This is a genomic window from Acetomicrobium sp. S15 = DSM 107314 (assembly GCF_016125955.1).
GTDB classification, from domain to species: Bacteria; Synergistota; Synergistia; order Synergistales; family Thermosynergistaceae; genus Thermosynergistes; species Thermosynergistes pyruvativorans.
Genome location: NZ_JADEVE010000300.1, coordinates 1 through 15,229, shown reverse-complemented (window position 1 = coordinate 15,229; position 15,229 = coordinate 1). Strand labels below are relative to the sequence as shown.

The 15,229-nt window shown below is 51.4% G+C and carries 13 protein-coding genes and 1 pseudogene; 13 read left to right on the top strand and 1 reads right to left on the bottom strand.

Annotation, left to right across the window (positions count from 1 at the left end; genetic code table 11):
* Positions 1-331: 331 nt before the first annotated feature.
* The 13 genes and pseudogenes from EZM41_RS14375 to EZM41_RS08865 form a co-directional block, all read left to right on the top strand.
* Positions 332-583, top strand: a pseudogene (locus EZM41_RS14375) (thiamine pyrophosphate-binding protein); the annotation flags it as partial.
* A 126-nt stretch (positions 584-709) separates the two neighbouring features.
* A complete protein-coding gene (locus EZM41_RS08920; protein ID WP_342449281.1) occupies positions 710-2,029 on the top strand; it encodes a thiamine pyrophosphate-binding protein in 1,320 nt (439 codons plus the stop codon).
* Between the two features lie 118 nt (positions 2,030-2,147).
* Positions 2,148-4,055 carry an ATP-binding protein gene (locus tag EZM41_RS08915; RefSeq protein WP_198470757.1) on the top strand — a complete coding sequence of 636 codons (1,908 nt, stop codon included), beginning with the start codon at positions 2,148-2,150 and terminating at the stop codon, positions 4,053-4,055.
* Positions 4,056-4,219: 164 nt separating this feature from the next.
* On the top strand, positions 4,220-6,553 hold the full coding sequence (locus EZM41_RS08910) for a xanthine dehydrogenase family protein molybdopterin-binding subunit (protein ID WP_198470756.1): 2,334 nt from the start codon (positions 4,220-4,222) through the stop codon (positions 6,551-6,553).
* Entirely contained in the window at positions 6,550-7,380 is an 831-nt protein-coding gene (locus tag EZM41_RS08905; RefSeq protein WP_198470755.1) for an FAD binding domain-containing protein, read from the top strand. The genes EZM41_RS08910 and EZM41_RS08905 overlap by 4 nt, the downstream gene beginning before the upstream one ends.
* On the top strand, positions 7,380-7,850 hold the full coding sequence (locus EZM41_RS08900; RefSeq protein WP_198470754.1) for a (2Fe-2S)-binding protein: 471 nt from the start codon (positions 7,380-7,382) through the stop codon (positions 7,848-7,850). Before EZM41_RS08905 ends, EZM41_RS08900 begins: the two co-directional genes overlap by 1 nt.
* 2 nt (positions 7,851-7,852) lie before the next feature.
* A complete protein-coding gene (locus EZM41_RS08895) occupies positions 7,853-8,275 on the top strand; it encodes a bis(5'-nucleosyl)-tetraphosphatase (protein WP_198470753.1) in 423 nt (140 codons plus the stop codon).
* A 187-nt stretch (positions 8,276-8,462) separates the two neighbouring features.
* Positions 8,463-8,915, top strand: a complete 453-nt coding sequence (locus EZM41_RS08890) for a hypothetical protein (protein ID WP_198470752.1) — start codon at positions 8,463-8,465, stop codon at positions 8,913-8,915.
* Positions 8,916-9,249: 334 nt separating this feature from the next.
* Entirely contained in the window at positions 9,250-10,437 is a 1,188-nt protein-coding gene (locus tag EZM41_RS08885; protein WP_198470751.1) for a flavodoxin domain-containing protein, read from the top strand.
* The gene (locus EZM41_RS08880; protein WP_198470750.1) at positions 10,434-10,820 is read left to right on the top strand and encodes a DUF488 domain-containing protein; all 387 of its coding nucleotides are present in this window, start codon (positions 10,434-10,436) and stop codon (positions 10,818-10,820) included. The genes EZM41_RS08885 and EZM41_RS08880 overlap by 4 nt, the downstream gene beginning before the upstream one ends.
* 218 nt (positions 10,821-11,038) lie before the next feature.
* Positions 11,039-11,638 (top strand): DUF6448 family protein, encoded by a 600-nt coding sequence (locus EZM41_RS08875; protein ID WP_198470749.1) that lies wholly within the window; start codon positions 11,039-11,041, stop codon positions 11,636-11,638.
* 219 nt (positions 11,639-11,857) lie between these two features.
* The gene (locus tag EZM41_RS08870; RefSeq protein WP_198470748.1) at positions 11,858-13,069 is read left to right on the top strand and encodes a M20 metallopeptidase family protein; all 1,212 of its coding nucleotides are present in this window, start codon (positions 11,858-11,860) and stop codon (positions 13,067-13,069) included.
* Between the two features lie 13 nt (positions 13,070-13,082).
* On the top strand, positions 13,083-14,477 hold the full coding sequence (locus tag EZM41_RS08865; protein WP_198470747.1) for a YfcC family protein: 1,395 nt from the start codon (positions 13,083-13,085) through the stop codon (positions 14,475-14,477).
* Between the two features lie 139 nt (positions 14,478-14,616).
* Here the strand turns inward: EZM41_RS08865 and EZM41_RS08860 are convergent, their stop codons facing one another.
* On the bottom strand, positions 14,617-14,910 hold the full coding sequence (locus EZM41_RS08860) for a hypothetical protein (RefSeq protein WP_198470746.1): 294 nt from the start codon (positions 14,908-14,910) through the stop codon (positions 14,617-14,619).
* Positions 14,911-15,229 lie beyond the last annotated feature (319 nt).

The window sequence follows — 15,229 nt, the reverse complement described above, 5'->3', positions numbered from 1 at the left end:
AGCTAAAAAGAACAAACCTCGGCTAACTTCTCTGCCTGCCCTCAACCACGGCGGCAGCTTGTTGACTTGCGTAACATTATACCCAGACATATAATTTTCTTAAAAGCGTGCCTTCCCGACATCTTGTTAACTGTAAGATCTTAGTGGTTTTTTGCAACTAAATCTTTGAAACCAAAAAGCAAGGAGGTGGTTTTTAGAGTTAGCATAACGCTACCACTTCAAAAGATAAGACGGAGGTGAGTTTTATGGCTGAGCATAGTGGGAATGAGATTATAGTTGAGTATCTTATCAAAGAAAAAATCCCTTATATCCTCGGCTATGCGGGACATGGAGCAATAGGTTTTTGGACGGCGTTTACGACAGGACGGATAAGATTCAGGTCATTTGGCCACGCATAGAGCAAGCAGCGGGGTTTATGGCGGATGCATATTTTCGCCTCACAGGCGTTCCACTTCTCGTATACACCTCAACTGGCCCGGGTCCTATGAATCTAATGATAGCTTTAGCCAATGCTTTCTACGACTCGTCAGCTTTTCTTGCCATTACAGGGCAGGTTACTACAGACCAGTTCGATACAGGCGCCCTTCAGGAGGAATATCGCTACTTCCCTGCTGATTTTCCTTCTGTTGCGAAGCCCGTCGTCAAACATTCTTGGCAGGTTCATAAGGTTGAAGACTTGGTTAGATATCTTCCAAAAGCTTTTAAGCTAATGCGCACAGGGAGACCCGGGCCTTGTCACTTGGACATACCTTATGATTTATACATAAAGAAGGCAGACGTAGAGATCCCAGAACCAGAAGAATGGTCTATGCCCATTAATTGGCGCACACAAGCCTCCCCAGAGGCCATAGAGAAGGCTCTCGACATGCTCGTCAAGTCACCCAGACCGCTCATCTTGGCCGGGGGCGGGGTGGTCGTTTCCGGTGCTACAGAAGAGCTAAAGGCTCTGGCAGCTTATCTGGGTATCCCTGTATATAGCACATTGATGGGCAAAGGGGTTATGTCCGAAAGCGAGGAGCTTTACCTGGGCGTAGCAGGCTGCTGGGGACACTATCCAGCAGCGGAGGCAGCGAGAAACGCCGATGTCATATTGGCAATAGGAGCCCGCTTTGCCGATCTCCATGCAGCATCGTGGCTTCCTGGCTATGCCTACAACATACCCCCGACAAAACTCATCCATGTCGATATCGACCCCAGCGAAATTGGGCGTAACTACCCAGTGGCACTCGGTATCGTGGCGGATGCTAAGTGCTTCATAAGGCAGATGCTTGAGGTGGCAAAGGCTAAAGGGGTTAAGTGCAACTCCAAAGCATGGCTCGATGAGGTCTATAGCTATAAAACGGAATGGCGAAACTTTGTGACCCCTTACGAGAAGAACGAAGAGGTTCCCCTTGATCCAAGGCGCGTGCTCTTGGACATGCGCAAATGCGCACCGGATGACACAATCTTGGTGGCCGATGTGGGGAACAATCAAGCATGGGCGGAGCAATACTGGGATACACCTCGACCGAAGACCCATCTTTCTGCGGGCGGCTTCGCAGCTATGGGTTTCGGCGTGTGCGGTGTGCTTGGAGCAAAACTCGCGAGACCTGAGTCACCGTGCGTCTGTCTCTGCAGCGATGGAGGTTTTATTATGATGCCTCACGTTGTAGCTACAGCCGTGGAATATGACTTGCCAGCCGTGTGGGTTATTCTTAACAATTACACTATAGGTTGCATCAGAGACCTGCAGCGTTTTTACTTAGATGGAAGAGAGATAGGGACCAGCTTCAAGAAGGCAAAGACTGGAGAGCTGTGGAACCCGGATTTCGCCAAGATGGCCGAGTCCATGGGAGGGCGTGGCGTACGTATAGAAAAGCCCCAGGATTTTGCCAGCGCTTTTGAAGAGGCGATTAAGTCGGGCGTACCTACAGTGCTGGATGTGATAATAAATCGTGACACACCTGTTCCCATCACCACAACATGGCAGATGCCGCCCATTCCTCCAGCGGAGCCGACGTTTGGTAAACGGAAAGTGCGCAAGCCGTAAAAAGAGAAAGGGGACGTAGCGGATACTTTAGAGGTATCCGCTACGTCTAAAAAGAGCATAACTGAGGACAAAGCATGTTTTAAGTCTATTTTTCATGATGGAAGAAGATGATGTCACGATGGATGATTATCTCTTCCCTTTTTCCGCGATTGTAGACCAAAGGCACATGAAAATGGCCTTGGTCCTAAATGCCATAAACCCCAACATAGGTGGAGTCCTCATAAAGGGTACGAGCGGCACGGCTAAGTCCACAGCTGCAAGGGGAATGGCTGTCCTCTTGCCGCCCATAGAGGTCGTATCAGATTGTCATTTTAACTGTTACCCTACTGATGAAATGGCCCAGTGTGACAGATGCAGAGAAAGAGTATTGAAGGGTGAAAAATTACCTGTTACGATAAAGCCTCGCAGTTTTGTCGACCTTCCCCTCAACGCGACCGAAGACAGGGTGGCAGGCACCATAGATGTAACTCGGGCACTCAAGGATGGTATCAAAGCCTTGGAGCCGGGTCTTTTAGCCAAGGCAAATCGTGGTATTTTATATATTGATGAAATAAACCTCCTCGACGATCACATCACCGACATACTGCTCGACGCAGCTGCTTTAGGCGTAAATGTGGTCGAAAGAGAGGGAATTTCAATAAGCCACCCGGCTCGCTTCATCCTTATAGGCACAATGAACCCAGAAGAGGGGGAATTGCGCCCTCAGATAGCCGATAGAATAGGCCTCCAGGTAGAAAACCAAGCGCTTAAAGACCAAAGACTCCGCGCAGAAGTTATGAAGCGGCGGGAAGCTTTCCTGAGAAACCCAAAGCGTTTCATTTCCCAGTATCAGGGAGAACAACATCGCCTAAGAAGCTCCATCGAGCAAGCTACAAGGTTGCTTCCGAGCGTATCCGTAGCCGAGCGGTTATATGAGGCGGTCGCAAGCCTTGTCCTCAAGATGGGGGTAGAAAGTCACAGGGCTGACATAACTATCCTCGAGTGCGCCAAAGCTATGGCCGCTTTCAATGGACGCACCTATGTGAATGCATCAGACATGTTGGAGGCCGCCACGCTTGCCTTGGGACATCGCCTCCCCCATGATCCCTTCACTCCCGTGGAGCTCGACACCAGGGAGCTACAGCGACATCTCGAGGAGATATTGGGCGAGCCTGTTCCCATTTCTACTAACGGAGAGCCTAAGGAGGAGGGAAACGCGAAGGGGGCAGCCGTGACCTTTATCGAGCAACCTGAGATTGAAGAGATGTCGCTTGAAAATGAAGGTACGGCGGCGAGGCATTTGCGAAGAGCCCAATCTGCTCTCGGAAAGAGAGACATGGAGGTTATCGGCGAGGGAAAGGGCAAGTATATTCGCCCAAAGTTCTTCGAGGGAAATGTTTCAAATATAGCTATGGATGCCACATTGAGAGCTGCAGTTTGTCGAACCGCAGTTCATGGAAGCCTTTTTGAGGTGACATTGCAGGATTTGCGGGAGAAAACAAAGAGACATCGCTCTCACTACGTCATCGCTTTTGTGGTGGATAACAGCTGGTCAGTCCACGTGGGGGTCACGCTCGAAAAAGCAAAGGGCGTGGCGTTTGATCTCTTATGCGACGCCAGGCTTTATAAGGACAAGGTTGGCCTGATAGCGTTTAAACAAGGGAGGCCTGCGGAGGCCTTTGTATGTCTTCCCTTCACAAACAACTATGTCGCTGCTGCCAAGAGATTGAAGGAGATCCCAGTGTGCGGTTCTACCCCGCTTCCTGACGGCCTGCGGAAGGCTTTGGATATGCTGCGCCTGTATGGAATTAAGTACCATGATGCGATATCAACCATTGTGGTCATAAGCGACGGCAAGCCCAATGTGCCCATCTTGCTGTCCGAAGATCCTTACGAGGAGATGTTTGAGCTCTGCCATGTCTTGCGACGTCGTGGCATGCTCTCGTTTTTCATTGACGTGACAACCGGCCACAAAGACCAAGAAAATCTCTGCCGCAAAATGGCCGACCTAAGTGGCGGGGTTTATGTGCCTGCAACCATTGGATAAGGCACACCCTTATGGCGTCACCTTCGGCGCATATGAGCCCAAGCGCCAAGAGGAGTAGTGCCACCGCTAAACGCGTAGAAGGGCCTAAAACACAAAAAGTAAAGAGCTGACCCCAAGGTTAGTGATACAATTAAATAAATTCAGTTTAAGAGGGGGAAGGCGCATTGGAGGACATACTCCGCTCTGTTGGAGAGTCAATGGCACGTATAGAAAGCGCGGAGAAAGTCACAGGAAGGGCACGCTACGTCAATGACATTTATTTTCCGGGGCTGCTTCATGCCGCTTTAGTCACGAGCCCTCACGCTCATGCCAGGATCGTTTCGATAGACACGTCAAAGGCACGCAATGCAGACGGCGTTTTGGCCGTAGTAACAGGGGAAGACTTTCCATGGAACTTGGGCATCTATCTGGGAGACAAACCCCCGCTTGCAAGAGGGGTCGTCCGCCATTTTTACGAACCCGTAGCCGCCGTAGTGGCAGAAAACGAAGCCGCGGCCGCGACGGGAGCCGCTTTGGTGGATGTTAAATACGAGCCGATGCGGCCAGTGCTTTCGCCCAAGGACGCCCTAAAGCCGGACGCTCCCATCCTTCACGAGGACATGGCTTCTTACCGACACATACCGGCAATAATGCCAGAGCCGGGAACAAACGTGGCAAACAGGACGAAGATCAGAAAAGGCGATGTGGAGCGGGCCTTCAGGGAAGCGGACACAGTAGTGGAGGTTGACGTCTCTTTTCCGCCGGGAGACCACGGCGCCATGGAACCACGCGGCTCGATAGCCGAAATCCGCCCCGACGGGTCCGTCGTAATCATATCTTCAACACAAGCCCCTTTCGTTGTGCGGTCACTCCTTGCTATCGGTTTCGGCATCCCCATAGGAAAGATAGCCGTGATAGCCCCATATCTGGGCGGCGGTTTTGGAGGCAAAGCCGGGATCCAGCTCGAGGGGTTGGCATATCTTCTTTCAAAAAGCGCGGGCGGCCGCCCAGTTAAGCTTGTCAACGGCCGCGAGGAGGATATGACCTCCTCGCCCGGCCATATAGGCCTTGACGCAACCATAAAGATAGCTGCAACGAAGGACGGGCAGATACTCGGCATGGATCTGTTGTTTTTGTTCGACAGCGGGGGGTATGCCGACTACGCCGTAAACATCAGCAGGGCCGCGGCCATATCCTGCACGGGCCCGTACAAGGTCGATAACGTGCGCTGCGACTCTCTCTGTGTTTATACAAACCACCCCTTCGCCACAGCTTACAGGGGCTTTGGGCACATAGAGCTCGCCACCGCCGTAGAAAGAGCGCTCGACGTCCTGGCCGAAAAACTTGCCATGGACCCTGTGGAGCTTCGCCTCAAAAACGCCATAAAAGCCGGCGATACGACACCTACAGGGAGCGTCCTCGACTTGAACACGGGGGACTTGCGCAGGTGCATAAGCAAAACCGCCGAAATGATCAAATGGAGCGAAGGGGACAGGATAAAAACAGGCAACGGAAAGGTGCGCGCCAAGGGCATAGCCTGCCTTTGGAAGTCGCCGGCCATGCCCACGAGTGCCGATGCAGGGGCTATTGTAACCTTTAACGAAGACGGAAGCGCAAACGTGATTACTGGCGCCGTGGAAATAGGTTCCGGCGCTATGACGGCCATAGCACAGATCGCCGCCGAAAGGCTGAAGCTTGGCCTCGATAAAATCCACGTGGTAACGGAACTCGACACCAGGCGGCACCCTCACGACTGGGCCACCGCGGCGAGCAGGACCACTTTCATGGTAGGAAAGGCCGTCATCGAGGCCTGCGATGACGCCATAAACCAGATGAAACAAACTGCCGCCCAGGTCTTACACTGTCTGCCAGAGGAGCTTGAGGTTTCGGGAGGGCGCGTGTTTTTGCCAGATGAACCCGAAATTGGCCTTGAGCTGTCCAAGGTAGCGCTCGGCTACGTTTACGAAAACGGGCACGCCGTAGGAGGACAGGTTATAGGAAGGGGGCGCTACATCGCCAGGCGCCTCACCGAGATCGATCCTGAGACGGGCCAAGGGCACCCCGCTTTGGAATGGACATTCGGCGCCCAAGCCGTTGAGGTCGAATTGGACCTTCGCGACGGCAGCTTCGAGGTGATATCCGCAGCTTCTGTGCTCGACGTAGGTAAACTGATAAACCCCGCAATCGCAAGAGGCCAACTCGCAGGGGCAATACAAATGGCTTTGGGCTTCGCCACGAGCGAGGGCTTTTTCTTTAACGACCGCGGCCAGGTCGTAAATGGATCGCTTCGCACTTACAAGCTACCGCGCATCGGGAGCGACCCGAAATATTACATCGACTTCGTAGAAACGCCACAAAAAGACGGCCCTTACGGCATGAGAGGGATGGGAGAGCAGGGAGTGATAGGGATTCCTGCTGCCCTCGCAAACGCCGTTTCAAGAGCCATAGGAAGACCCATAAACAAGCTTCCCGTAACGGCAGAAAGAACATGGCGCGTCATGAGGGGGGAAGAAGCATGATTCCTTTCGACTTCGATTACTGCAAGGCTGAAACAATAGAAGAGGCCGTAAAGGCCTATGCTGAGCTTAAAGAAAGCAAAAGGGCGCCCCTTTACTACGGCGGGGGGACGGAAATCGTCACGCTTTGCCGAAAGGGGCAGATTTATCCTGGTGCGCTCATAGACATAAAATCGATACCAGAATGCAGGGTTTTAGGCATAAAAGGGGAAAGGGCAGTATTTGGAAGCGCGCTTGTGCTTTCTGAAATCGCCGATTCGAAGGTCTTTCCGCTTCTTGCTCGCACCTGCCGCGGCATTGCCGACAGGACCGTAAGAAACCGCCTGACGCTCGGCGGAAACGTCTGCGGCCGCTTACCTTATAGAGAGGCGATCCTCCCTTTTTTGCTTTGCGAAGGAGAGGCTTTAATTGCGGAAGAAAAATCTACGCACTGGGTGCCTTTAAGGGCCATATTCGACAAGAGGCTGAAACTCGCGCCGGGTGAGCTCCTGGTGCAAATGGCGGTGCCAAAGGAGGCGCTTGAACTTCCCTATAGCGTTGTGCGCAAAACAAAGGGAGGGCGCATCGCTTATCCCATCGTAACTGCAGCTGGAGTTAAGGCAAAAGGCGCGATCCGCATCGCGTTAAGTGGAGCTTTCGGTTACCCCGTTTTGCTCGACTCAACCGGTGGCTTTAAAGAAGACGCCAGCGCCGCGGGTCCTTTTGCCGAGCTAATCGAACCCTTTGCCAGGTCGTTTATATCCGACGTATGGGCCTCGTCGGATTACCGCCGTTTGCTTACGGAACTTTCGGTGGCTCAAATTTTTGAGGAGCTGGGGGTGCGAAAGTAATGAAGATATACAGCGGGCTTAACGAGGTAACGCTTTCTGTAAACGGCAAAAAGCGGCGGGTCGCCCTGCGTCCGGCGGACACACTCCTTAGGGTTTTGCGAGAGCGCTTAGGTATGACGGGCGCCAAAGCGGGGTGCGAAAACGGTGATTGCGGCGCCTGCACTGTCCTTTTAGACGACATCCCGGTGAAGTCTTGTATGATGCTTGCAGTTGAAGCCGTAGGGCATGAGGTTACTACGATAGAGGGCCTAAACGACCCTGAACTCCAAAAGGCTTTCGCCGATTACGGTGGATTTCAGTGCGGCTTCTGCACGAGCGGCTTTCTGCTCAACGCTCACGCGCTTTTGAGTAAATACCCAAATCCCGATGACGAAACGGTTGAAGAGTGGCTATCGTCCAACATATGTCGCTGCACAGGATACGAGGGCATAAGAGATGCCGTAAGCTCTTGCCGCAGGAGCAACGACTAAAAATGAAAGTAAAAAGCAAAAGCTCAGGCGCCGTCATATTTTTCGTAGAAGGCAATAAAATCCTGTATCTACTACTTCGAGCTTACAGAAACTGGGACTTCCCCAAAGGGGGAATTGAGCAATCCGAAGATCCGCTTGAGGCAGCGAAGCGTGAGGTCGCTGAAGAGACGGGTTTAACCGGCCTTCGGTTTTACGACGACTTCATAGAAACCCCTCCATACGGTCGCGGCAAGGTCGCGAGGTTCTACATAGCGGAGTCAAAGGCGAAAGAAGTTACACTTCCCGTTTCTACAGAGCTTGGGCGACCGGAGCACAACGAATACAGATGGGTCCCATACGAAGAGGCACAGGTTCTCTTAAACGACAGATTGAAGGCCGTGCTCGACTGGGCGCACGAAAAGATCCGCAGTCTCCGCAGATTTTAAGTTAACGCTGCTTGCATATAATGCCGCTCCGGCGCAGCTACGATGAAGGGGGCAACCAGAGCCATCCCCAGGGTTGCGTATTATTGCCTATCTTAGGGCTTCGTAAAATGCCGAGGCGCAACTTAATAACCGAGAATAAAATCGAACCAAGTTAGAAATTAGAGACAAAGTACAGGAGGCGATAGGCATGAAACGTTCGACAATAGCCGTTTTGGCATTGGTAGCGCTCGTTGCGGCGGCTGGCTCCGCTTTAGCGTATGGCGGTTATGGATTCGAACCGCACCACATGTGGGGCGGAGGTTATGGCCCCAGAGGCATGATGGGAGGCTGGAGGTCAGGTTACGGAGGATGCGGTTACGGGCTGGGTGCGATGAACTGGGGATACGGCCCACAGGGGGGCGATTTTGACTCGAGGTCGCGATTGAACAATGCCCCTTACGGCACAGAAATTCCGCCCAAGATCGCCGAAAATATGCGCCAGCTCGAAAGAACTCGTTTAGAGCTTCAGTCTATGGTGTATGAAGGCCGCATAGATAGGGCTAAGGCATCCCAACTTCATGAAAGGATGCTTTCTCTCCAAAACGAGATAGCGCGATGGCGGTTCGAACAGCGGCTCAACTTCTCTGAAAATCGACAATAATAGGCGAAATCGCCTAATACTCATAGATAAGAAACCACTCACTGCGAGGGGGCAAAATGCCCCCTCGCAGTGTATTGTATTGAGACGAAAATGACCTGTCCGCCCGCCGACCAGTTTTATGCGGCCGTCAGGTCGTCTTATAACGACACATAACCTAATCCACCTTTTAGCGGCCTTGCCCTGTAAGCTAAGGAAAATGTCATGAATCCAAGCAGCCTTCTTACGAGGGCTTGACAGAGAAACCAATTATGGTATTATGATACCTAAATATTAAAACCTAAGGAGAGATCAGTAACCCTAAGGCCCGAAAGGGCAGGTTGAGGAGGCGTTTAAAATGGCGGTCGAGATCTCCAAAGGAGTTTACTGGGTAGGTGCCGTGGATTGGGGCATCCGCAAATTCCACGGCTACGAGCTTTCCACGCATAGAGGGTCATCCTACAATGCCTATCTCATTGTGGACGAAAAGGTGGCTCTTATAGACACCGTGTGGGAACCTTTTAGCGACAGGCTCTTGGATAATATCCGCGAGATCATAGATCCCTCCAAGATCGACTACGTCGTCACAAACCACGCAGAGATGGACCACTCCGGCGCATTGCCCGAGGTTATGAGAATCGCCACAAACGCGACCCTTATAACCTCAAAGCGCGGATTGGAAAGCATACCCGGGCACTACCATCAGAATTGGAATATTCGCACGGTGTCAAACGGGGAGCGCCTTTCCCTCGGCTCCTCGGAGCTTCTCTTTATAGACGCCCCGATGTTGCATTGGCCTGACAGTATGTTCACTTACATATCGGGTCGAAACATCCTTATGCCCAACGACGCCTTCGGCCAGCACTATGCTACGGCCTTTCGCTTTAACGATGAAGTGGATCAAGAAGAGCTTTACGAGGAAGCGCTCAAATATTACGCAAACATCCTCACCCCCTTCAGCGACCTTGTGCTCAAGAAGATCGACGAACTTCTTTCTTTGCAGCTTCCCGTAGATATTATCGCCCCCAGCCACGGCGTAATTTGGCGCAAAGATCCGCTTCAGATTGTGAAGAATTACCAAGAGTGGGCGCGCCAAATCCCCCAAAAAGGGGCCGTCATCCTCTACGACACGATGTGGAAAGCCACATTGAGGATGGCAGAGGCCATAAGCGGTGGCCTTACAGTCAAAGGAATACCCAACAAACTCATCCACCTGGCCGCATCGGATAGAAACGACGTGATCGTAGAGATCTTCAAGGCAAAGGCCGTGATCATCGGCTCTCCGACGCTAAACAACGGTATCCTCCCCACGGTTGCGCCCGTGTTGGAGGACCTTCGAGGGCTTAAATTCAAAAACAAAGTGGGCGCCGCCTTCGGTTCCTACGGATGGAGCGGCGAGGCAGTAGGCAAAATCGAAGAAGCTCTTTCTGATGCCGGGATAAAAGTCGCCGCAAAAAGCATTAAGGCCAAGTGGCAACCAGACAGGGCAGCCCTCGATCGTTGCCGCCAATTGGGAGAGGAGCTGGCCGAGGAGGTGGCCAGATGATTTACACAAAGCGCGTTTACGACCCTCCCTCTCCATCGGACGGCAAGCGCTTCCTGGTGGACCGCCTGTGGCCAAGAGGGGTAAAGAAAGACGACTTGAAGCTCGACGGATGGCTTAAAGATGCAGCGCCCAGCGAAGTCCTTCGCCGTGAGTTCGCCCACGAACTCGCTAAATGGGAAGAGTTCGCGCGCGATTATGCGCTCGAACTCGACGGAAAACCTGACGTCTTAAAAGCCATACTTGAGGCTGCAATAAATGGCGACGTTACGCTCCTATTCGCAGCTAAGGATAGGGAGCACAATAACGCAGTAGTCCTGAAGCGCTATCTCGAAAGGCAGCTGAACGGTTTCTGTACAAGCGGCGATACGTGGGAGGATCTGTAGGAAAGGTTATAGCTCGTACCGTTTTTTGCGGCCCTTGCCCTGCGCATTCAAAAGGAAGAGACAGAATTCTATCCCACGGCGGACGAGTCAGAAAAAGCTTTTAATACCACAGCTTCAACGACAAGGAGGTAATTTATGCGCTTTAAAAGACTAAGGCGCAACCGAAGGGATGGTAAAAGATGTGAGTTTCTAAAACAAGACCCGAAAGGAGAGTTGAAATGTATTCCTTGACGAGTAAAGCGGTTGAATTTGCGGTTGTCATCGGGATTATCGGGATAATTGCTCTGATGATATGGCCCAATAAAGCCCTAGCCCACTGCGACACGCTCGACGGCCCCGTGGTAACGGAAGCGCGGTTGGCCTTGGAGACGGGCAACATCGCGCCGGTATTGAAATGGGTAAACAAGGAGAGCGAAGAAGAGATACGCATTGCCTTCGACAAAGCGACCAACGTGCGGTCAAAAGGGCCAGAAGCCAGAGAGTTGGCAGACATATACTTCTTTGAAACCCTCGTTAGGCTCCACCGTGCTGGCGAGGGCGCACCATACACCGGGCTCAAACCAGCCGGTTACGTGGAACCGCCTGTAGCCGCCGCTGACAAGGCCATCGCCGACGGCGACGTAGAAGCTCTTGCCGGGGAAATCGCTGAGGCTGCCGAGAGAGGTATTAAAGCGCGTTTTGAAAAGTTGATCGAGGCGAAAAAACATAAAGACGAGTCGGTTGAGGCCGGGCGTGAATACGTTGAAGCCTACGTAGCGTTCGTTCATTATGTGGAAGAACTTCACAATATGATTTCAGGCGATGGAGGTCATCACTAAAAACCGGAGTGCATGTTTCTTAGCGAAAGGGAGCAACTGAAAAGCAGTTTTTAAAAGCCGCAGCGAGGGCGCCAAATTTCTTTCAATACCACCCGGCGCCCTCGCTTTTTAAGCAAACTAACCTGCGTGGGTTGCGTTATTTGCGTCTGATTTTATATAATACCTCCGTTCCCTATTTTCGGACATAAAAACTTTTCAAAACCACAAGGGGGTTAATACATGAGGGAACAGGTCTGGGAACTGGTAGAAGAAGTAAAAGACTACGCCGTCCGCGCACGGCATCATATTCATCAGCATCCTGAATTGGGGTTTCAGGAACGGGAAACGACAGCTTTTGTCAAAAAAGAGCTCGGCGAAGCTGGGATCGAAGTGGTGCCTATCAATATGGAAACGGGCGTCCTCGCCATAATAAGAGGAACTGCAGAATGGAGGGGGCAAGGCGCGCCGCCTGTAATTGGCCTTAGGGCCGATATGGACGCTCTTCCCATCCAAGAAGCCACAGGGGTTCCTTATTCATCACAAAACCCTGGCGTTATGCACGCCTGTGGCCACGACGGCCATACCGCTATTCTTCTCGCTACGGCAAAGGTTCTGCAAAAGATCCGCCACAAGCTCGCAGGCACGGTGAAGCTCTTTTTCCAGCCCGCCGAAGAAACGCTTTACGGCGCAGCGAAAATGATCGAATGCGGCGTCCTTGACAACCCAAAAGTAGAGTCCATTGTCGCACTTCACGGGGGGGTAGAAGTTCCGCTCGGTTCTATAGGCGTATACCCGGGTCCCTTTATGGCATCAGGCGACACATTTAAAGTGAATATGGTGGGCAAGGGAACGCACGGGGCCTATCCACACAGAGGCACCGACGCCCTCTCGGCTGCAGCCCAAGCGGTAATAAGCCTCCAAATGATCCTCGCGAGAGAGATAGATGCCAACGAGAGAGCCGTTATCTCGGTTTGCCAAATCCACAGCGGCAGCGCTTTCAACGTCGTTCCAGGAGAAGCGGAAATAGCGGGCACGGTCAGATGTTTCTCTCCTGAAATCAGAAAATATATACGCGAACGTATCGAATCTATCTGTAATGATATCGCCTCGTCCTATCAATGCAAGGCAATATGCGACTACACCTTTGGCATCCCCCCAGTGGTTAATCACGAAGGCGAAACCGAGCGACTCGCTACTGCCGCAACAGACGTGCTTGGAGAAGAAAAAGTCGTTCGGCTGACCAAACCTCTGATGGGTTCAGAAGACTTCGCCTATTTCTTACAAAAAGTCAATCGGGGGGTCATCTTTCGCCTTGGCGTGGCGGGAGAGGAAATCATTCCGCTACACAATCCCAAATTCAATTTTCCGGATGAGGCTCTGCCAGTAGGCATAGCTGTTTTTGTCCGTTACGTATTGGACGCACTAAATCCACAAAACAACACTAAAGCGTAAAGGAGAGATTTTTATGTCTGATAGGGTTAAGAAAAGTAAAATACCGCATGTTTTTGCCCTTATGTTTATCATCACCATCTTAATGGCCGTCCTTACGTGGATTGTCCCCGCCGGGCAATACGAACGGGTAAAAGAAGGAACAATCACTAAGGTTGTGGCTGACTCGTTCAGAATTGTGGATCCAAATCCCCAGGGTTTTTGGGATGTTTTTAATGCTGTAGTAAAAGGATGGATCCAGTCTGCCTCTATGATTTTTATGGTCTTTTTCGTCGGAGGGGCGATCAAAATATTAGAAGAGACGGGAACTATCCGCGTGGGTATGAACCACATAATTCACAAACTTAAGGGCAAAGAGATATGGGCTGTAGCCATCATCATGTTTCTCATGTCCATCGGAGGTGCCACTGGTGTTTTCGCCAACCCGGTGGTAGCTTTGATCCCTCTTGGGATAGTGCTCGCTAAAGGTCTTGGTTACGATAACGTGGTAGGATTTGCCATGATATACCTCGGTTCTTACATCGGCTTCAACGTCGGGTGGGGCAACGTGTTCACCGTTGGTATCGCCCACACCATAGCTGAGCTTCCAATGTTTTCTGGGTTTGGCGTGAGGGTGTTCTTCCACGTAGTAAATTACATACTCGTCTTCGGTTTTGTTTACCTGTATATCAAAAAAATAAAGGCTGATCCGACCAATAGCCTAACCTACTCTATTGAAGAGCCTTCGGCCCAAAACAACATCTTCGAAGAAAAAGAGGCCATGACGACAAGACACATGATATGCACCGCGATCGTGGTTGTAGCGTTTGGAGCCATCATTTACGGATCGCTGCGGCTTCAATGGGGAATAGACCATTATTCGGTGGTATTCCTCATGGTTGCGGTCTTTTGCGGCCTACTCGGAGGACTGGGCATCAACGGAACATCGATAGCTTTCGTTAAGGGATGCAGCTCAATGGCCTACGCAGCTTTGGTTATAGGCATGGCAAGGGGGATTTCCGTCGTCATGACTGACGGAAAGATCATCGACACCGTTGTGTATTACCTTTCCCTTCCTATTGCAATGTTCGGACCTGTGGTGGGAGCAGTGTTTATGTTTTTCGCAAACATCGTCATCAACTTTTTCATTCCTTCAGGTTCTGGGCAGGCCGTTACCGTAATGCCCATCATGGTACCTTTGGCAGACCTCACGGGAATCACTCGCCAGGTGGCTGTGCAAGCGTTCCAATTCGGTGACGGCTTTACAAACTGCATCATCCCTACGGCAAGCGTGCTCATGGGATGCTTGGGATTATCTGGTATTCCCTACGAGAAGTATGTAAAGTGGGCCGCGCCTCTCATAGCCATCCAGCTCGTGCTTGCTGCGATAGCGCTTGTGGTGTTACAGCTTTTGCACTGGGGGCCAGCTTAAAGAAATCTTAAAAACTCATATACATATAAAAGAGGGGTGAGCCATGCGCCCCTCTTTTATATGTCAAACAACTCACGATTGCTGTGCCAACATAATAAAAATGTTTAGCATAAAGCTACAATTCATTCTCGTTATGTCCTCACGCACGCGTAGCGGGTCGCTTTAAGAGGTCCTCCATGGAAGAAAAGACCTTATCGAGCTCCCTGCCGCTCCTGCCGTAATCGATCAAGGCTATGCCTTTGGCTTTTGCCTTCCCTATTACCTCGGTCATGCTCTCACCTGATTCGTTCAGTTTAAAACCGAGCCTCGTCCCAGAAGATAGCAGACTAAATCCAGAACTGAATATAACAACCCTTTTGGCCTCATCGACGTATTCTACCCTAAAACGCAAATTGGATACACTTTTAAGAAGCGCCTCCCAAGCCTCAGACAAAGGCGCATCGAAGATTTTTATTTGCTTTGCGCTGTTGAGCCCCAGTGTATATGCCTCCTTTGCCTTAATATGCCTTTCTTTGCTTCGCAACTCAAGTTTGGTTCGCTTGAAATTATGACACGGACGGTTGTTTCGGTCAAAGACAAAACCCTAACTTTTTCGTTAGGTCTTGCGCAAATTTAATTTATCTTCTCCTGGCAGCGAAGGCGCGCTCGTATATCAAGATCAAAACAGTCGTAACCAAGGCAAGCACTATGGCCAAAGCGTCTGCCCTGCCGATATCTACCGACACTTCAGAGACGTGCGTGTATATTACGAG